The organism is Micromonospora sp. NPDC023644, from assembly GCF_040640115.1.
In the GTDB taxonomy this organism is placed as follows: Bacteria; Actinomycetota; Actinomycetes; order Mycobacteriales; family Micromonosporaceae; genus Micromonospora.
On record NZ_JBFABA010000048.1, the window covers coordinates 13,005 to 30,345 of the forward strand.

General features: G+C 69.9%; 28 protein-coding genes and 1 pseudogene. All 29 read right to left on the reverse strand.

Annotated features, from left to right (window positions below; genetic code table 11):
- Window positions 1-6 precede the first annotated feature (6 nt).
- Complete coding sequence (locus AB0G08_RS24825) at window positions 7-1,059, reverse strand: P1 family peptidase (protein ID WP_358091958.1); 1,053 nt, start codon at window positions 1,057-1,059, stop codon at window positions 7-9.
- Window positions 1,060-1,242: 183 nt separating this feature from the next.
- Window positions 1,243-2,073: a tRNA pseudouridine(38-40) synthase TruA gene (truA, locus tag AB0G08_RS24830; protein WP_358091960.1), complete on the reverse strand. Its 831-nt coding sequence runs from the start codon at window positions 2,071-2,073 to the stop codon at window positions 1,243-1,245.
- 70 nt (window positions 2,074-2,143) lie between these two features.
- Window positions 2,144-2,704, reverse strand: a complete 561-nt coding sequence (gene rplQ, locus AB0G08_RS24835) for a 50S ribosomal protein L17 (protein ID WP_358091962.1) — start codon at window positions 2,702-2,704, stop codon at window positions 2,144-2,146.
- Between the two features lie 34 nt (window positions 2,705-2,738).
- A complete protein-coding gene (locus tag AB0G08_RS24840) occupies window positions 2,739-3,761 on the reverse strand; it encodes a DNA-directed RNA polymerase subunit alpha (protein ID WP_013735931.1) in 1,023 nt (340 codons plus the stop codon).
- Window positions 3,762-3,859: 98 nt separating this feature from the next.
- Complete coding sequence (rpsD, locus tag AB0G08_RS24845) at window positions 3,860-4,486, reverse strand: 30S ribosomal protein S4 (protein ID WP_088998366.1); 627 nt, start codon at window positions 4,484-4,486, stop codon at window positions 3,860-3,862.
- A 13-nt stretch (window positions 4,487-4,499) separates the two neighbouring features.
- Window positions 4,500-4,907: a 30S ribosomal protein S11 gene (gene rpsK, locus AB0G08_RS24850; protein ID WP_014440747.1), complete on the reverse strand. Its 408-nt coding sequence runs from the start codon at window positions 4,905-4,907 to the stop codon at window positions 4,500-4,502.
- Between the two features lie 17 nt (window positions 4,908-4,924).
- Window positions 4,925-5,305, reverse strand: coding sequence for a 30S ribosomal protein S13 (gene rpsM, locus AB0G08_RS24855; RefSeq protein ID WP_088998365.1), 381 nt, complete (start codon window positions 5,303-5,305; stop codon window positions 4,925-4,927).
- Window positions 5,306-5,570: 265 nt separating this feature from the next.
- Complete coding sequence (rpmJ, locus tag AB0G08_RS24860; protein ID WP_012184307.1) at window positions 5,571-5,684, reverse strand: 50S ribosomal protein L36; 114 nt, start codon at window positions 5,682-5,684, stop codon at window positions 5,571-5,573.
- 93 nt (window positions 5,685-5,777) lie between these two features.
- On the reverse strand, window positions 5,778-5,999 hold the full coding sequence (gene infA / locus AB0G08_RS24865) for a translation initiation factor IF-1 (RefSeq protein WP_007073013.1): 222 nt from the start codon (window positions 5,997-5,999) through the stop codon (window positions 5,778-5,780).
- A 468-nt stretch (window positions 6,000-6,467) separates the two neighbouring features.
- Window positions 6,468-6,977: pseudogene (locus tag AB0G08_RS24870) on the reverse strand (DUF1707 domain-containing protein); the annotation flags it as partial.
- A 336-nt stretch (window positions 6,978-7,313) separates the two neighbouring features.
- Window positions 7,314-8,165, reverse strand: a complete 852-nt coding sequence (map, locus tag AB0G08_RS24875) for a type I methionyl aminopeptidase (protein ID WP_357872470.1) — start codon at window positions 8,163-8,165, stop codon at window positions 7,314-7,316.
- A 93-nt stretch (window positions 8,166-8,258) separates the two neighbouring features.
- Window positions 8,259-8,912 carry an adenylate kinase gene (locus AB0G08_RS24880; protein ID WP_091627746.1) on the reverse strand — a complete coding sequence of 218 codons (654 nt, stop codon included), beginning with the start codon at window positions 8,910-8,912 and terminating at the stop codon, window positions 8,259-8,261.
- A complete protein-coding gene (secY, locus tag AB0G08_RS24885) occupies window positions 8,913-10,241 on the reverse strand; it encodes a preprotein translocase subunit SecY (RefSeq protein WP_132230908.1) in 1,329 nt (442 codons plus the stop codon).
- A 234-nt stretch (window positions 10,242-10,475) separates the two neighbouring features.
- A complete protein-coding gene (rplO, locus tag AB0G08_RS24890) occupies window positions 10,476-10,919 on the reverse strand; it encodes a 50S ribosomal protein L15 (RefSeq protein ID WP_121399885.1) in 444 nt (147 codons plus the stop codon).
- Entirely contained in the window at window positions 10,919-11,101 is a 183-nt protein-coding gene (gene rpmD, locus AB0G08_RS24895) for a 50S ribosomal protein L30 (protein ID WP_074314584.1), read from the reverse strand. The genes rplO and rpmD overlap by 1 nt, the downstream gene beginning before the upstream one ends.
- Window positions 11,101-11,715, reverse strand: coding sequence for a 30S ribosomal protein S5 (rpsE, locus tag AB0G08_RS24900; protein ID WP_007073019.1), 615 nt, complete (start codon window positions 11,713-11,715; stop codon window positions 11,101-11,103). Before rpsE ends, rpmD begins: the two co-directional genes overlap by 1 nt.
- 33 nt (window positions 11,716-11,748) lie before the next feature.
- Window positions 11,749-12,126, reverse strand: coding sequence for a 50S ribosomal protein L18 (gene rplR, locus AB0G08_RS24905; RefSeq protein WP_172894548.1), 378 nt, complete (start codon window positions 12,124-12,126; stop codon window positions 11,749-11,751).
- An 8-nt stretch (window positions 12,127-12,134) separates the two neighbouring features.
- Complete coding sequence (gene rplF, locus AB0G08_RS24910; protein ID WP_121399887.1) at window positions 12,135-12,677, reverse strand: 50S ribosomal protein L6; 543 nt, start codon at window positions 12,675-12,677, stop codon at window positions 12,135-12,137.
- A 16-nt stretch (window positions 12,678-12,693) separates the two neighbouring features.
- A complete protein-coding gene (rpsH, locus tag AB0G08_RS24915; RefSeq protein WP_013288624.1) occupies window positions 12,694-13,101 on the reverse strand; it encodes a 30S ribosomal protein S8 in 408 nt (135 codons plus the stop codon).
- 117 nt (window positions 13,102-13,218) lie between these two features.
- Complete coding sequence (locus AB0G08_RS24920) at window positions 13,219-13,404, reverse strand: type Z 30S ribosomal protein S14 (protein ID WP_007465272.1); 186 nt, start codon at window positions 13,402-13,404, stop codon at window positions 13,219-13,221.
- A 1-nt stretch (window position 13,405) separates the two neighbouring features.
- Window positions 13,406-13,975, reverse strand: a complete 570-nt coding sequence (gene rplE / locus AB0G08_RS24925) for a 50S ribosomal protein L5 (protein ID WP_350681992.1) — start codon at window positions 13,973-13,975, stop codon at window positions 13,406-13,408.
- Entirely contained in the window at window positions 13,975-14,295 is a 321-nt protein-coding gene (rplX, locus tag AB0G08_RS24930) for a 50S ribosomal protein L24 (protein WP_172896341.1), read from the reverse strand. The genes rplE and rplX overlap by 1 nt, the downstream gene beginning before the upstream one ends.
- Window positions 14,292-14,660, reverse strand: a complete 369-nt coding sequence (rplN, locus tag AB0G08_RS24935; protein ID WP_007465279.1) for a 50S ribosomal protein L14 — start codon at window positions 14,658-14,660, stop codon at window positions 14,292-14,294. Before rplN ends, rplX begins: the two co-directional genes overlap by 4 nt.
- A gap of 97 nt (window positions 14,661-14,757) precedes the next feature.
- Entirely contained in the window at window positions 14,758-15,033 is a 276-nt protein-coding gene (gene rpsQ / locus AB0G08_RS24940; protein ID WP_121399889.1) for a 30S ribosomal protein S17, read from the reverse strand.
- Window positions 15,030-15,266 carry a 50S ribosomal protein L29 gene (gene rpmC, locus AB0G08_RS24945; protein WP_007073028.1) on the reverse strand — a complete coding sequence of 79 codons (237 nt, stop codon included), beginning with the start codon at window positions 15,264-15,266 and terminating at the stop codon, window positions 15,030-15,032. The genes rpsQ and rpmC overlap by 4 nt, the downstream gene beginning before the upstream one ends.
- Entirely contained in the window at window positions 15,266-15,691 is a 426-nt protein-coding gene (gene rplP, locus AB0G08_RS24950) for a 50S ribosomal protein L16 (protein ID WP_007465292.1), read from the reverse strand. The genes rpmC and rplP overlap by 1 nt, the downstream gene beginning before the upstream one ends.
- Before the next feature lie 3 nt (window positions 15,692-15,694).
- Window positions 15,695-16,552 (reverse strand): 30S ribosomal protein S3, encoded by an 858-nt coding sequence (gene rpsC / locus AB0G08_RS24955; protein WP_357872461.1) that lies wholly within the window; start codon window positions 16,550-16,552, stop codon window positions 15,695-15,697.
- Window positions 16,552-17,010 carry a 50S ribosomal protein L22 gene (gene rplV / locus AB0G08_RS24960; RefSeq protein WP_091102565.1) on the reverse strand — a complete coding sequence of 153 codons (459 nt, stop codon included), beginning with the start codon at window positions 17,008-17,010 and terminating at the stop codon, window positions 16,552-16,554. The genes rpsC and rplV overlap by 1 nt, the downstream gene beginning before the upstream one ends.
- A gap of 40 nt (window positions 17,011-17,050) precedes the next feature.
- On the reverse strand, window positions 17,051-17,332 hold the full coding sequence (rpsS, locus tag AB0G08_RS24965) for a 30S ribosomal protein S19 (RefSeq protein ID WP_088647003.1): 282 nt from the start codon (window positions 17,330-17,332) through the stop codon (window positions 17,051-17,053).
- Window positions 17,333-17,341: the final 9 nt, after the last annotated feature.

Here is a 17,341-nt window from a genome sequence, read left to right on the forward strand (position 1 = left end):
GGCCTCTCACGCCCGGAGTGCGACCCGGTGCTCCCGTAGCAGGTCGAGCATCCGGTCGTGCGGGACCGCGTACCTGACCCGCCCCTTGACGCCGACGGTGGTGCGCGCCATGAACAGCGAGTTCAGCAGCGCCTCCTCCACGGCCTCCAGCACCGCCGCGAAGACCGGCTCCAGGTCGGACTCCGGCACCGTCGGTGTCCGCGGGTCGGCGGTGGAGAACGCCAGGGCGTAGTCGCCGCTGCCGCCGGCGAAGTCCGAACCGACCAGTGCCATGGCGAAGATGGCCCGGCGGGCGACACGACCCAACTGCCGCGCGTCGAGCCGCCCGTCCGTGGCGACCACGATCACGCAGGAGTTCCCCGGCTGCTCGGGCCGGCCCGGGGGCGGCGGGGTCGGCACGCCCACCTGCTCGGGCCGGATCGGCACCCCGCACACCCGCAGCACGCCCGAGAAGTTGGCCTGCACCAGCACACCGACGGTGACCGTGCCGCGGGACGTCGTGGCGAGCCGCGAGGACGTCCCGATGCCGGCCTTGAAACCGAGGGCCGCGGTGCCCGTACCGGCGCCGACCGCGCCCTCCGCGGGCAGCCCGCCGCGGGCCTCCGCCAAGGCGCCGAGGACGTGCTCCGCCCGCACCGGCCGCGCCCGGATGTCGGACAGGAACCCGTCGTTGGTCTCCGCCACCACCGGGTTCAGCGACTCGACCGCTTCCCGGCCCGGCTGGCGGAGCATGTAGGTGACCAGCGCGTCCGCCGCCCGGAACGTCGACAGCGTCGCGGTCAGCACCACGGGGGTCTCGATCTCGCCCAGCTCGGCTACCTGGGTCGAACCGACCATCTTGCCGTGCCCGTTGCCCACGAACAGCCCCGCCGGCAGCGACCGGCGGTCGGTCAGCTGGTCCGGGACGATCGCCGTCACCCCGCTCCGGATGCTGTCCCCGTCGACCAACGTGGTGTGGCCCACCCGTACGCCGGGCACGTCGGTGACGGCGTTCAGCGGTCCCGTCGGCAGCGTCCCGACGACGATGCCGAGGTCCCGGCCACGGCGAGGTTCCTGCACGGCTTCCACTCCCCTGACGGTCGATGATGCTCTGCGGCGGACGGGCGCGCGGCCCCCCGCTGGGCGACCACCCCGGCCCCGCCCCCGGACCGCCGGTCCCCCGCTCCGGCGGCCGACTGCCGGCAGCCGGCGAGGCGAGCCCGGTCCGCCGATCCGGCAGCCGGCGAGGCGAGCCCCGGACGGTCAGCCCTCCACGGGTACGCGCAGCCGGCGGGTCGCCTCGGCGCGGCGGGCGTACTCGGCCGGGTCCTCGGGGTAGCCGACGGTGACCAGGGTGAGCCCGTGCGCCGGCGCCACGGTCACCTCGCTGGAGCGTTCCCGGTGGGCCAGCAGGCTGCCCGGCCACTCGACCGGCCGACGCCCGTCCCCGGCGACCAGCATCGCGCCGACGAGGCTGCGCACCATCGCCTGGCAGAACGCGTCGGCCTGCACGGTGGCCACGAGGATCCCGTCCGGGTCCCGCCGCCAGTCCAGCCGGGTCACCTCGCGCAGCGTGGTGGCGTTCTCCTTGCGCCGGCAGTACGCGGCGAAGTCGTGCTCCCCCACCAGCCCCGCCGCGGCGGCGTTCAGCGCGGCCAGGTCCAGCGGCTTCGGCCAGGCCAGGATCTCGTGCCGGCGCAGCGGCTCGGCGCCCCAGGGCGCGTCGGTGACGCGGTACTCGTAGCGGCGGAAGGTGGCCGAGAACCGGGCGTCGAAGTCCGCCGGCACCTCGGCCATCGCGCGCACCCGGACGTCGGTGGGGAGCAGCCGGGCCAGCCGGCGCAGCAGCCGCCCCTCGTGCTCCCGCCACACGGCGGTCGGCAGGTCGACGTGGCAGACCTGCCCGGCGGCGTGCACCCCCGCGTCGGTGCGGCCCGCCACGGTCAGCCCGGTCGCCGTGCCCGCGCCGAGCACCAGGTCGAGGGCCTCCACGAGCACCCCGGCGACCGTGCGCCGCGTCGGCTGGGCGGCCCAGCCGGAGAAGCCCGACCCGTCGTACGCGACGTCCAGCCGCAGCCGGGTGCGCTCGTCCACTCGTACCTCCGCCTCACGGGGTCGGGCCCGGCACCCCACGAAGGGGTGCCGGGCCCGACGGTGGCCTGGATCAGGCCTTGTCGTTCTCGCCGGCCTCGTCGCTGTCCTCGCGGGCGGCGGCGGTGTCGCCGGACGCCGACACGGGCGGCTCGGCGTCCTGGTCGCCCGAGTTCGACTTCGGGGCCTCGTCGGCCGGGGCGAGCGCCTCGACCTTGTCCTGCTGCGCGGCCTTGCGGGCGGCGGTCTTCTTGTTCGCCTTCGGCTCGGCGACCTGAAGCTCCTCGACCAGCTCGATGATCGCCATCGGGGCGGCGTCACCCTTGCGGGGACCGGTCTTCACGATCCGGGTGTAGCCACCGTTGCGGTTGGCGAACCGGGGCGCGATCTGGTCGAACAGGGCGTAGACCACGTCCTTGTCCTTGACGACGCCCAGCACCCGCCGGCGGGACGCCAGGTCGCCGCGCTTGGCCTTGGTGATGAGCTGCTCGGCCAGCGGACGCAGCCGCCGGGCCTTCGTCTCGGTGGTCTGGATCTTGCCGTGCTGGAACAGCGCAGTGGCCAGGTTGGCCAGCATGAGCCGCTCGTGCGCGGGGCTGCCGCCGAGGCGGGGGCCCTTGGTGGGCGTGGGCATGCTTGGTGCTCCTCAGGTGTGGCGGCAGCGCGGACTAGAGCTGCTCGGTCTCGCGATAGTCGTCGGTGTCGTAGTCGGCCTCGCCGAAGGCGTCCACGACGTGCGCCGGGTCGAAGTTCGGGGCCGAGTCCTTCAGCCCCAGACCCATCCCGGCGAGCTTCATCTTGACCTCGTCGATCGACTTCTGACCGAAGTTGCGGATGTCGAGGAGGTCGGCCTCGGTACGCCCGATGAGCTCACCAACGGAGTTGATGCCCTCGCGCTTGAGGCAGTTGTAGGAGCGGACGGTCAGGTCCAGCTCCTCGATCGGCAGCGCCAGGTCGGCCGCGAGCTGGGCGTCCTGCGGGGACGGCCCGATGTCGATGCCCTCGGCGGTCTCGTCCAGCTCCCGGGCCAGGCCGAACAGCTCCACCAGCGTCGAGCCGGCGGAGGCCAGCGCGGTGCGCGGGCCCATCGACGGCTTGGTCTCGACGTCGATGATGAGCCGGTCGAAGTCGGTCCGCTGCTCGACACGGGTCGCCTCGACGCGGTACGTCACCTTCAGCACCGGCGAGTAGATCGAGTCGACCGGGATCCGGCCGATCTCGGCGCCGGCCTGCTTGTTCTGCGCCGCCGTGACGTAGCCACGACCCCGCTCGACGGTCAGCTCCATGTCGAGCCGGCCCTTGCCGTTGAGGGTGGCGAGCTTCAGGTCCGGGTTGTGCACCGAGACGCCGGCCGGCGGCTGGATGTCGCCCGCCGTCACGTCGCCCGGGCCCTGCTTGCGCAGGTACATGCTGACCGGCTCGTCGTGCTCGGAGCTGACGCAGAGCTCCTTGATGTTCATGACGAGCTCGACCACGTCCTCCTTGACACCGGGGATCGTGGTGAACTCGTGCAGCACGCCGTCGATCTTGATCGAGGTGACCGCCGCACCCGGGATCGACGACAGCAGCGTACGCCGCAGCGAGTTGCCCAGGGTGTAGCCGAAGCCCGGCTCCAGCGGCTCGATGGTGAACCGGGACCGGGTCTCGTTGATCGACTCCTCGGAGAGAGTCGGTCGCTGGCTGATGAGCATGTCTTCTCTTCTCTTCCGGGGCGCCCGCCATATGACGCCCACGACAAACTGTTCCGGTGGCCCGCCCCGGAAGGGCGGGCCACCGCAACGAGCTCCGACTACTTGGAGTAGAGCTCGACGATCAGCTGCTCCTGGACCTGCGTGTCGATGACCTGACGGGCCGGGAGCGAGTGCACGAGCACCTTCATCTGGCTGGGGATAGCCTCCAGCCACGCCGGAACCGACTTCGAGCCGGCCTCGGCCTGCGCCACGATGAACGGGGTGAGCTCCTTGCTCTTGCCCCGGACCTCGATGATGTCGTGCTCCTTGACGCGGTACGACGGGATGTCGACCTTCTTGCCGTTCACCGTGAAGTGACCGTGCTTGACCAGCTGACGGGCCATGTCCCGGGACTTGGCGTAGCCGGCCCGGTAGACCACGTTGTCCAGCCGCGACTCGAGGATCTGCAGGAGAACCTCGCCGGTCTTGGCCTTCTTGCCCACGGCCTCTTCGTAGTAGCCGCGGAACTGCTTCTCCAGCACGCCGTAGACGCGGCGGGCCTTCTGCTTCTCACGGAGCTGAAGCAGGTACTCCGTCTCCTTCGTGCGGCCGCGGCCGTGCTGCCCGGGCGGGAACGGCCGGGACTCGAACGGGCACTTCGGGCCATCGCACTTGCTGCCCTTGAGGAACAGCTTCATCTTCTCCCGCCGGCAACGGCGGCAGTCAGCACCGGTGTAACGAGCCATCTCTCTCTACCTCTCAGACCCGACGACGCTTGGGCGGACGGCACCCGTTGTGCGGCTGCGGGGTGACGTCGGAGATCTGTCCGACCTCGAGACCGGCGGCCTGCAGCGAACGGATGGCGGTCTCCCGGCCGGAGCCGGGGCCCTTGACGAACACGTCGACCTTGCGCATGCCGTGCTCCATCGCCCGACGCGCGGCGGCCTCGGCGGCCAGCTGCGCGGCGAACGGGGTCGACTTGCGGGAGCCCTTGAAGCCCACCTGGCCGGAGGAGGCCCAGGAGATGACCGCACCGGTCGGGTCCGTGATGGACACGATGGTGTTGTTGAAGGTGCTCTTGATGTGCGCCTGCCCGTGGGCGACGTTCTTGCGTTCCTTGCGCCGGACCTTCTTGACGGCGGCTCCGGCACGAGCCTTCGGTGGCATAAGTCTGTGCGCTCCTATTACTTCTTGCCGGGCTTCTTCTTGCCGGCGACGGTCCGCTTCGGGCCCTTGCGGGTCCGCGCGTTGGTCTTGGTCCGCTGGCCACGCACGGGCAGGCCCCGGCGGTGCCGGATGCCGGCGTAGCAGCCGATCTCGACCTTGCGGCGGATGTCAGCGGCGACCTCGCGGCGCAGGTCGCCTTCAACCTTGTAGTTGCCCTCGATGTGGTTGCGGAGCTGGACCAGCTCCTCGTCCGTGAGGTCCCGGACGCGCTTGTCCGGCGAGATGCCGGTGGCAGAGAGCGTCTCCAGGGCCCGGGTGCGACCCACGCCGAAGATGTAGGTGAGCGCGATCTCCATCCGCTTCTCGCGGGGGAGGTCGACGCCGACTAGACGTGCCATGTGCGGGCGTACTCCTCGTGATGTGTGGCGGAGGTGTGGACCCGTCCCACCCCGCTACCGGCCGCCCCTGTCCTTCCGGCGACGTGCGCCGGCGACCGGGGTCGGTCGCTGCCCGAGCGGGCCCCGGCCTCCGACCGGGGGTCAACCACGATGAGGTACGCGCTGCGCACCGCTCGCGGCTGGAACGAGCATGTGATTCGGTGTCTGGATCTGCGGCCCGGACCGATTTCGACCGACCGTTGTCACACGGCCGGCCGGAACTGGTTCAGCCCTGGCGCTGCTTGTGGCGCGGGTCGGTGCAGATGACCATGACCCGGCCGTGCCGGCGGATGACCCGGCACTTGTTGCAGATCCTCTTGACGCTCGGCTTGACCTTCACGGTTGCCTTACTTCCCATCTGGCCCGACGACGCGCCGAGGCGCGACACCGGACGTCGAAGACGGACACGGGGACGTCCCGGCCGCCGTCAGGCTTACTTGTAGCGGTAGACGATGCGCCCGCGGGTCAGGTCGTACGGCGAGAGTTCGACGACGACCCGGTCCTCCGGCAGGATGCGGATGTAGTGCTGCCGCATCTTGCCACTGATGTGAGCCAGCACCTTGTGACCGTTCGCGAGCTCCACCCGGAACATGGCGTTCGGCAGGGGCTCGATGACCCGACCCTCGATCTCGATGGCTCCGTCTTTTTTCGGCATGTCCTCCGCTGTCCTGACGTCGGTTACTCCGGACGGCCCACAACGTCTTACACGGGCCACCGATCAAGATCGGTTTGCCCGCGCCAGCCGCGGCTCCGGCTCCCACCGAAGCGCAGGGTGGGCATGCCGGAGTGGACGCTGTGCGCCGATCAGAAAGTGTACGCCCGCCTGCGGGCCGTCGCCAAACCGGCCGGGAATCGGTGCGTCGGACCGGACAGAACGGGCCATTCAGACCGCGGCGTCGGCCCCGCCACGCGGACGTTCCCGCCGGGCGGCCGGCAGCCCCCGCTCCGGGTTCCGACGCTCATCTCCGACCGACGGCAGTTCCCGCCGCTCCGACCGTTGGGACTCATCCCCGGCCGACGGCAGTTCCCGCTCCGACCGTTGGGGCTCATCCCCGGCGGACGGCAGTTCCCGCTCCGGCCCTTGGGGCTCGTCGCCGGCGGCCAGTTCCCGCTTACGTGCCCGCTTCGCTCGGCGGCGCTCACGCCGACGCTCCCGCTGCGCGGCCTGCTGTTGCGGCTCCCCGCCGACGAGGCCGGCGACCGTGCGCACCAGGAGCACCCCGCCCCACGGCCCGGCCACCCAGACGGGCCAGAAGTAGAGCAGGTCCGTGGAGAGCACGGACGTCACCGCCCAGACGGTCACCACGATCGCGACCACCCGCAGGTACGGGAGCCAGACCTCGGCCAGCCAACGGGCGGTCACCGACGAGGTCGCCGCCGACCGGACACCTTTCGACGTCGGCGGGCCGGCGCCCGGCCGCGTGGCGAGCTCCGACGCCGCCGGAGCCGCCGGCCCCGGCAGGTCGGCCACCAGCACGTCCAGCTCGCCGTACGTGCGCGAGGCGTACGCCCGCCGCAACCGCTCGTCGTACTCGTGCAGGTCCAGCCGGCCCTCGTCGACGGCGACCCGCAGCCGCTCGGCCACCGCCTGACGGTCGGTGTCGGCGGCCCGCATCCCGTCGCGTCCCTCCATGCCCGCAAGCATGCCACCGCCCCACCAACGCCCGCCCTCTCCCGCCGGGCCGCGACCGCACCCGGCGGGCGGAGGCGGGGTGGGGCGGGAGCCGGGCGGCACCCGGGGCGGGCGTCACCGGAACCCGGTGACGAGCCGGGGCGGGCGCCGCCCGGAGCCGGACGCCACCTGGGCCGGACACGAGCCGGCGGGAGCCGGGGCCGGAATCGCGCCCAGGGCCCCGGCGCCTCGAACCCCGGGTGCGGGTCGCGGTGCGGGCCTCTGGGGCGGGCGGCGCGGGCCTCAGCGGGCGGGAGGGTGGGTGGGACGCGGGGCCGGCGGGACGCCGCTGCGGGCTCAGCGGGCCGGCGAGTCCGCGGGCTGGCGGGAGGTGACCAGCTCGCCCAGGCGGGCGCGCCCGCCGTCCGGCGCGGTGAGCACCCAGACGCCGTCCGGGAGCAGCGCCATCGTGTGCTCGACGTGCACCGCCATCGACCGGTCCCGGGTGATCACGGTCCAGCCGTCGGAGAGCTCGACCGTCCGGGGCGAACCCATCGTGATCATCGGCTCGATCGCCAGCGCCATGCCCGGCACCAGGCGCGGGCCCTTGCCCGGCCGCCCGTGGTTGAGCACGTGCGGGTCCTGGTGCATCTCGGTGCCGATGCCGTGCCCGCCGTAGCCGTCGACGATGCCGTACCGCCCGCCCTTGCGGACCGCGTCCTCCACGGCGTGCGAGATGTCGGTGAGCCGGCCCTTGCCGCTGGCCGCACCACGGGCGGCGGCGGCGATGCCCGCCCACATGGCGTCCTCGGCCACCGCGGCCATCTTCAGCAGCGCCGGGTCGACCTCGCCCACGCCGACGGTGATGGCGGCGTCGCCGTGCCAGCCGTCGAGCACCGCGCCGCAGTCGATGGAGATCAGGTCGCCGTCGCGGAGCACCTGCTGCGCCGACGGGATGGCGTGCACGACCTGTTCGTTGACGGACGAGCAGATCGACGCGGGAAAGCCGTGGTAGCCCTTGAAGGAGGGGACGGCACCGGCCTCGCGGATGGTCGACTCGGCGATGGCGTCCAGGTCGGCGGTGGTGACCCCGGGGGCGACCGCCTCCCGCATCCGACGCAGCGCGGCGGCGACCACCAGCCCGGCGGCGCGCATCTTCTCGATCTGGTCAGGGGTCTTCAGCTGGATGTCCAGCTGGGGACGACGCATGGAGCCGTTACCTTTCGTTGCCGATGCCGAAGAGCGGGGCACGTCGGACGTACCCCGCTCCTCGCACTCTATCCGCCGGAGCCCGGCGGGACGTCAGCCGCCGTAGGACCGCAGGGCGTCGATGGCGCGGACGGTGACGTCCTCCACCGGGCCTGTGGCGTCGATGCCCACCAGCTTGCCCTGGGCGCCGTAGTAGTCGACCAGCGGCGCGGTCTTGTCCGCGTACTCCCGCAGGCGGGTGGCGATGGTTTCCGGCTTGTCGTCGTCGCGCTGGAACAGCTCGGCGCCGCACCGGTCGCAGATGCCCTCACGCGAGGTGGCGTCGAACTCGACGTGCCAGATCTTGCCGCAGCCCCGGCAGGTGCGCCGACCGGAGAGCCGCCGGATCACCTCGTCGTCGTCGACGACCAGCTCCAGCACCAGGTCCAGCGCGGTGCCCAGGTCCGCGAGGAGCTTGTCCAGCGCGGCGGCCTGCGGCGTGGTGCGCGGGAAGCCGTCGAGCAGGAAGCCCTCGGAGGCGTCCGGCTCGGCGAGCCGGTCCCGCACCATGTTGATCGTGACCTCGTCGGGCACCAGCTCGCCGGCGTCCATGTAGCGCTTCGCCTCGACGCCGAGCGGGGTGCCCTGCGAGACGTTCGACCGGAAGATGTCGCCGGTGGAGATCTTCGGGACCGAGAGGTGCGCGGCGATGAACTCGGCCTGCGTGCCCTTGCCCGCACCCGGCGGGCCAACCAGAACGAGTCTCATCTACCGCAGGAACCCTTCGTAGTTCCGCTGCATCAGTTGGCTCTCGATCTGCTTCGTGGTCTCCAGACCGACGCCAACCATGATCAGCACAGCGGTGCCGCCGAACGGGAAGTTCAGGTACTGCTGCTTGTCCAGCCAGATGAAGAAGAAGTTCGGCAGGATCGAGATGATGCCCAGGTAGAGGGCGCCCGGCAGCGTGATCCGGCTGAGGATGAAGTCGAGGTAGTCGGCGGTCGGCTTGCCGGGGCGGATGCCCGGCACGAAGCCGCCGTACTTCTTCATGTTGTCCGCGACCTCGGTCGGGTTGAACGTGATCGAGACGTAGAAGTACGTGAAGAAGATGATCAGCAGGAAGTAGACCGCGATGTAGATCGGGCTGGTCGGGTCGACCAGGTTGTTCTGGATCCACGCCTGGGTCTTGCCCGGGTTGTTCTGGTCGAAGAACTGCAGCGCCAGCTGCGGCAGGTAGAGCAGCGACGAGCCGAAGATGACCGGGATGACACCCGCCTGGTTGACCTTCAGCGGGATGTAGGTCGAGGTGCCGCCGTACATCCGCCGGCCGATCATGCGCTTGGCGTACTGCACCGGGATCCGGCGCTGCGCCTGCTCGATGAAGGTGACCGCGGTGATGACCACCAGGACCAGCGCGATGACGAGCAGGAACTTGCCCCAGCCGCCGGTCTGCTTGATCTGCCAGCCCTCGCTGGGGAGCCGGGCGGCGATCGAGGTGAAGATCAGGACGGACATGCCGTTGCCGACGCCCCGGTCGGTGATCAGCTCACCGAGCCACATCACCACGCCGGTGCCGGCGGTCATCGTCATGACCAGGAGGCTCAGCGTCAGCCAGTCCGGGATTCCGGTCCCCTCGGGGATGATCGGGAACTGGTCGCACTGGTTGTTGAAGAGCTGCCCGGAGCGGGCCAGCGCCACGAACGCCGACGCCTGGAGGACACCCAGGCCCAGGGTCAGGTAGCGGGTGTACTGGGTGATCTTCGCCTGGCCGGACTGGCCCTCCTTGCGGAGCTGCTCCAGCCGCGGGATCACCACGGTCAGCAGCTGCAGGATGATCGACGCTGTGATGTAGGGCATGATGCCCAGCGCGAAGACCGAGAGCTGCAGCAGCGCGCCGCCGGAGAAGAGGTTGAGCAGGTTCATCACGCCCGTGGAGCCGTTCTCCATGGCGTCGATGCACTTCTGGACGTTGCCGTACGAGACGCCCGGGCTGGGCAGCGTCGCCCCGAGCCGGTAGACCGCGATGATGCCTACTGTGAACAGCAGCTTCTTGCGCAGGTCAGGCGTACGGAACGCACTGAGAAAGGCGGACAGCAACTTCTTCCTCCTGCGCGAGGCGGGCCGCCGGTGATCCCTGGCGGAGCGGGTCGGGTGCCGGGCGAGTGCCCGATATCCATGGCTGGGAAGGGACTCTAACAGCCCGATCCCGGTCCGGGCAGATGTGCCCGGCTACATAAACCGAATCCGATGTTACCCGGCGCACACGTGCCAGGCAGACCATGGCGCCCGCCCAGTTGCGACAACTGAGCGGGCGCCATGGTCGTACAGCCCTTACAGCTCGGTGACGGAGCCACCGGCGGCGGTGATCTTCTCCTTGGCCGACGCGCTGAACGCGTGCGCCGACACCTGGAGGGCGACCCCGCCGAGGTCCCCGGTGCCGAGGACCTTGACCGGGTGGCCCTTGCGGACCGCGCCGGCCTCGACCAGCTCGAGCGGGCCGACCTGGCCGCCGTTCGGGAACAGCTCGGCGAGCCGGTCCAGGTTGACCACCTGGAAGACCACCTTGAACTTGTTCTTGAAGCCCTTCATCTTCGGCAGGCGCATGTGGATGGGCATCTGCCCACCCTCGAACGCCGCCGAGATGTTCTTGCGGGCCTTGGAACCCTTGGTACCGCGACCGGCGGTCTTGCCCTTGGAGCCCTCACCGCGACCCACGCGGGTCTTCGCGGTCTTGGCACCGGGCGCCGGGCGCAGGTGGTGGACCTTGATCGTCATTACTCGACCTCCTCGACCTTCACGAGGTGGTTGACCGTGAAGATCATGCCGCGGATCTCCGGACGGTCCTCCTTGACCACCACGTCGTTGATCCGCTTGAGACCGAGCGAACGCAGCGAGTCACGCTGGTTCTGCTTGGTCCCGATCCCGGACCGGACCTGGGTGACCTTCAGGCGAGCCATCAGGAAGCCACCCCCGCCCGCGACGCCAGCATGGCGGCCGGCGCGACGTCCTCGACCGGCAGGCCACGACGGGCGGCGACGGCCTCGGGGGACTCGAGCCCCTTCAGCGCCGCCACGGTGGCGTGCACGATGTTGATCGGGTTCGACGAACCGAGGCTCTTGGAGAGCACGTCGTGGATACCCGCGCACTCCAGCACGGCACGCACCGGACCGCCGGCGATGACACCCGTACCGGCGGAAGCCGGCTTGAGCAGCACCACACCGGCCGCGGCCTCACCCGTCACCGGGTGCGGGATCGAGGAGGCGATCCGCGGCACCTTGAAGAAGTGCTTCTTGGCCTCCTCGACGCCCTTGGCGATGGCCGCGGGCACCTCCTTGGCCTTTCCGTAGCCCACACCGACGGTGCCGTCGCCGTCGCCCACGATCACCAGGGCGGTGAAGCTGAAGCGACGACCACCCTTCACGACCTTGGCGACGCGGTTGATCGCGACGACCCGCTCGAGGTGCGGGGTCTTCTCGACGGGCGCGTTTCCGCGGCCGCCCTCACGGCGGTTGTCGCGGCGACCACCCTCGTTGCCACCGGACCCGCCGCCACGGCGCTGTTGACCTGGCATCAGCAGCCTTCCTTCTCTCTCGTGACGGGGTTTCTAGAACTCGAGCCCGGCTTCGCGGGCGGCGTCGGCAAGCGCGGCTACCCGCCCCGCGTACCGGTTGCCACCGCGGTCGAAGACGACCTTGGAGACGCCGGCGGCCTTGGCCCGCTCGGCGAGCAGGGCGCCGACCTTGCCGGCCAGGGCGCTCTTGTCGCCCTCCGCGCCGCGCAGCGAGGCGTCCAGGGTCGAGGCCGACGCCAGGGTGTGACCCTTGGTGTCGTCCACGATCTGGGCGACGATGTGCCGCAGGGAGCGGGTGACCACGAGGCGGGGACGCTCGGCGGTGCCGCTGACGTTCTTGCGGACCCGGAAGTGCCGGCGCGCACGCCCGACGGCACGCTTGGCGGCGACGCCGCGGCGGCGCTTGAGCAGCGTGGCGCTCACTTCTTACCTGCCTTTCCAGCCTTGCGGCGGATGACCTCGCCCTGGTACTTCACGCCCTTGCCCTTGTAGGGCTCCGGCGGGCGGATCTTCCGGATGTTGGCGGCAACCTCACCGACAAGCTGCTTGTCGATGCCGGCCACGTGGAACAGCGTCGGCTTCTCCACCGTGAAGGTGATGCCGGCGGGCGCTGCCACGTGCACCGGGTGCGAGAACCCGAGCGCGAACTCCAGGTCCTGGCCCTTGGCGGTCACGCGGTAACCGGTGCCGGCGATCTCCAGGCTCTTGCGGTAGCCCTCGGTGACGCCGACGATCATGTTGGCGACCAGGGTACGGCTGAGGCCGTGCAGCTCCTTGGCCTTGCGCTCGTCGTTCGGGCGGTTGACGTTCAGCTGCCCGTCCTCGGCCCGGTCGATCGTGATCGGCTCGGCCAGGGTGTGCGAGAGCTCGCCCTTCGGGCCCTTGACCTTGACGGTCTGCCCGTCGATCGTGATGTCGACGCCGGCTGGCACCGGGATCGACTTACGTCCAATACGCGACATTTCTACCTGTCTCCCGTTACCAGACGAAGGCGAGGACTTCCCCGCCAACGCTCCGCTTGCGGGCCTGCCGGTCGGTGAGCAGCCCCTGGGACGTCGAAATGATCGCCACGCCCAGCCCGCCGAGCACCCGCGGGAGCCCGTCCGACTTGGCGTAAACCCGCAGACCGGGCTTGGACACTCGCTTGATGCCGGCCAGGCTCCGCTCCCGGTTCTGGCCGTACTTCAGCTCGACGACCAGTCGCTTGCCGACGGCGCCCTCCTCGGGCTCCTCGACCGACCAGGTGGCGATGTAGCCCTCGGCCTTGAGGACCTCGGCGATGTTCGCCTTGATCTTCGAGTAGGGCATCGTCACCCGGTCGTGGTACGCCTGGTTGGCGTTACGCAGACGCGTGAGCATGTCTGCGATCGGGTCGGTCATCGTCATGGATTTCGTCAGCCTTTCTCGCCGGGGTTCCCGAGGCGATGCGCCCGGGCCTACGGCGAAGAGCAATACGTGATCGGTGCAAGGGGTCCCGGCCCGAAGGCCGGGACGCGGTCGCCCTTACCAGGAAGCCTTGGACACGCCCGGCAGCTCACCGCGGTGGGCCATCTCCCGGATGCAGACCCGGCAGAGACCGAACTTGCGGTAGACCGCCTTGGGACGCCCGCACCGCTGGCAGCGGGTGTACGCGCGAACCGAGAACTTCGGCTTCGCGGCCGCCTTGATGATCAGCGCCTTCTTGGCCATCTCAGTTCTCCTTGAACGGGAAGCCCAGGAGCTTGAGCAGCGCCCGGCCCTCGTCGTCGGTCGTGGCGGTCGTGACCACCGTGATGTCCATGCCCCGCTGCCGATCGATCTTGTCCTGGTCGATCTCGTGGAACACCGACTGCTCGGTCAGACCGAACGTGTAGTTGCCGTGCCCGTCGAGCTTGCGTCCGTCCAGGCCCCGGAAGTCACGGATACGCGGCAGCGCGATCGACAGCAGCCGGTCCAGGAACTCCCACATCCGGTCGCCGCGAAGGGTCACCTTCGCACCGATCGGCATGCCCTCGCGGAGCTTGAACTGCGCGATGGACTTGGTCGCCCGCCGCACCTGCGGCTTCTGGCCGGTGATGGTGGCCAGGTCCCGGACGGCGCCGTCGATCAGCTTGGCGTCCCGGGCAGCCTCGCCGACACCCATGTTGACGACGATCTTGACGAGCCGCGGCACCTGCATCGGGTTGCCGTACTTGTGCTGCTCCTGCAGCTGCGCCACGATCTCGTTGCGGTACCGCTCCTTGAGGCGCGGCATGGTCTTGGTTTCGGTAGCCGTGGTCATCACAGGTCCTTACCGGTGCTACGCGCGATGCGGACCTTCTGGCCGTTTTCGTCGATCCGGTAACCGACGCGGGTCGGCTTGCCGTCGGAGTCCAGGACCTGCACGTTCGAGACGTGGATCGGGGCCTCCTGGGTGACGATGCCACCGGTCTTGGCGCCACGCTGGGTGGTGCTGATGCGGGTGTGCTTCTTGACCCGGTTCACGCCCTCGACCAGGACCTTGTCCTGCCGCGGGTAGGCCGCGATGACCTTGCCCTTGGCACCCTTGTCCTTGCCGGCGATGACGACGACCGTGTCGCCCTTCTTGACCTTCACGGTCACAACACCTCCGGCGCGAGAGAGATGATCTTCATGAACCGCTTGTCCCGCAGCTCCCGGCCCACCGGGCCGAAGATACGGGTACCGCGCGGGTCCCCGCCGTCCTTGATGATGACGGCGGCGTTCTCGTCGAAGCGGATGTACGACCCGTCCGGCCGCCGCCTCTCCTTGGCGGTGCGAACGACGACGGCCTTGACGACGTCGCCCTTCTTCACACCGGCACCTGGGATCGCGTCCTTGACGGTGGCCACGATGACGTCGCCGATGCTCGCGTAGCGCCGACCGGAGCCACCGAGAACCCGGATGCACAGGATCTCCCGAGCACCCGTGTTGTCGGCGACGCGCAGTCGCGACTCCTGCTGAATCACGTCTATCTCCTATGTCTGCCGGTTCTCCGGCCGCGCACGGCGGCCGGAGCCTGGCGGAACCCGCGCCCGACTGACGCCGGGCGAGCTCGAGCCTTCGCTACTTGGCCTTTTCCAGGATCTCCACGAGCCGCCACCGCTTCGTGGCGGACAGCGGCCGGGTCTCCATGATCATGACCCGGTCGCCGATGCCGGCGGTGTTCTGCTCGTCGTGCACCTTCAACTTGCGCGTACGGCGCATGATCTTGCCGTACAGCGCGTGCTTGACCCGGTCCTCGACCTCGACGACGACGGTCTTTTCCATCTTGTCGCTGACCACGAGGCCCTCACGCACCTTGCGGCGGGCCCGCGCGGCGGCGGTGGTGTTCTCGCTCATGATGCAGTCACCTCAGTCGGCGCGGCCGAGAGACCCAGCTCGCGCTCACGCATGATCGTGTAGATCCGGGCGATCTCCCGACGGATGACCTGCAGCCGCCGGTTGTTGTCCAGCTGGCCGGTCGCGGCCTGCACGCGGAGGTTGAACAGCTCCGCCTTGGCCTCGCGCAGCTTCGTGACCAGCTCCTCCTCGGAGAGCTCACGCAGCTCGGAGGCCTTAACGCCCGCTGCCATCAGGATTCACCCACTTCGCGCGTAACAATGCGGCACTTCATCGGGAGCTTGTGGATCGCGCGACGCATCGCCTCTCGCGCGATCTGCTCGTTGGGGAAGGACATCTCGAAGAGAACCCGCCCCGGCTTGACGTTGGCGACCCACCACTCGGGCGAACCCTTACCGGAACCCATCCGGGTTTCCGCCGGCTTCTTGGTGAGCGCCTGGTCCGGGAAGATCGTGATCCAGACCTTGCCACCACGCTTGATGTGGCGGGTCATCGCGATACGCGCCGACTCGATCTGGCGGTTGGTCACGTACGCCGGCTCGAGAGCCTGGATCCCGAACTCGCCGAACACCACCCGGTTACCACCCTTGGACGCGCCACTGCGGTCCGGGTGGTGCGGCTTGCGGAAGCCCTTCGGGGGCTTGCGCGGCATCAGCATCTGTCAGCCCTCCTGCTGCGTTTCTGCCGCGGCGGCGACGGCGGCGGGATCCACCGCGTCACCACTCGGCGTCTCGGCCTGCTGCGCGATGGTCGTCGCGGCGGCGGCCCTGCCGGCCTCGGTGCCGCCGGCGGTCGTGCCGGACGAGCCGGACCGGCCACGGCGCGGCCGCTCCGGACGGTCGCCACGGTCACGGCGCGGGCGTGCCGGCGCCTCGGCCGGGGTCTCCCGACCCGGCACCGCGTCGCCCTTGTAGATCCAGACCTTGACGCCGATCCGGCCGAAGCTCGTACGGGCCTCGAAGAAGCCGTACTCGATGTTGGCCCGCAGCGTGTGCAGCGGGACCCGGCCCTCGCGGTAGAACTCGGTCCGGCTCATCTCGGCGCCGCCGAGACGACCCGAGACCTGGACCCGGATGCCCTTGCAGACCGGGTTCTTCATCGCGGACTGCATGGCCTTGCGCATCGCCCGACGGAAGCTGACCCGGCTGGAGAGCTGCTCGGCCACACCCTGTGCGACGAGCTGCGCGTCCGACTCGGGGTTCTTCACCTCGATGATGTTCAGCTGGACCTGCTTGCCGGTCAGCTTCTCGAGCTCGCCGCGGATCCGGTCGGCCTCCGCACCCTTACGGCCGATGACGATGCCCGGCCGGGCGGTGTGGATGTCGACGCGGACCCGGTCGCGGGTGCGCTCGATGTCGACCTTGGAGATGCCGGCGCGCTCGAGGCCCTTGGACATCATGCGGCGGATCTTGACGTCCTCGCCGATGTAGTCCTTGTAGAGCTTGTCCGCGAACCAGCGGGACTTCCAGTCGGTCGAGATGCCGAGCCGGAACCCGTGCGGGTGAACCTTCTGACCCATTACTCGGCGCCCTCCGTCTTGCTCTGCGTCTCGGCCGGCTCCGCCTGCTTCGCCGGGGCCGCCTTCTTCGCGGCCGCCTTCTTCGGCGCGGCCGGCGCCACCGCCTCGACCGCGACGGTGATGTGGCAGGTGCGCTTGCGGATCCGGTACGCCCGGCCCTGGGCCCGCGGCTGGAACCGCTTCATGGTCGGGCCCTCGTCCACGTACGCCTCGCTGACGAGCAGCGCGTCGGGGTCCAGCCGCTCGTTGTTCTCCGCGTTGGCGATCGCGCTAGCGAGCACCTTGTACACCTGCTCGCTCGCAGCCTGCGGCGCGAACTGCAGCACCGTGAGCGCCTCCTTCGCGGGCAGGCCGCGGACGAGGTTGACCACCCGGCGCGCCTTCATCGGCGAGATGCGCACGTGCCGCGCAACCGCCCGCGCGCCCGGAAGCACCGGAGCGTCGCCCTTTCCTGGCATCGCTGTAACCCCTTGTTCCTCTATCCGTATGCCCGCGGCGTCAGCGCCGACGGCTCTTCCGGTCGTCCTTCTCGTGACCCTTGAACGTGCGGGTCAGCGCGAACTCGCCGAGCTTGTGCCCGACCATCGCCTCAGTCACGAACACCGGGACGTGCTTGCGTCCGTCGTGCACGGCGATCGTGTGACCCAGCATCTCCGGGATGATCGTCGAGCGCCGCGACCAGGTCTTGATGACGTTCTTCGAGCCCTTGTCGTTCTGCGTCTCCACCTTCTTGAGCAGGTGGTCGTCGATGAACGGGCCCTTCTTCAGGCTGCGAGGCATGTCTTATCT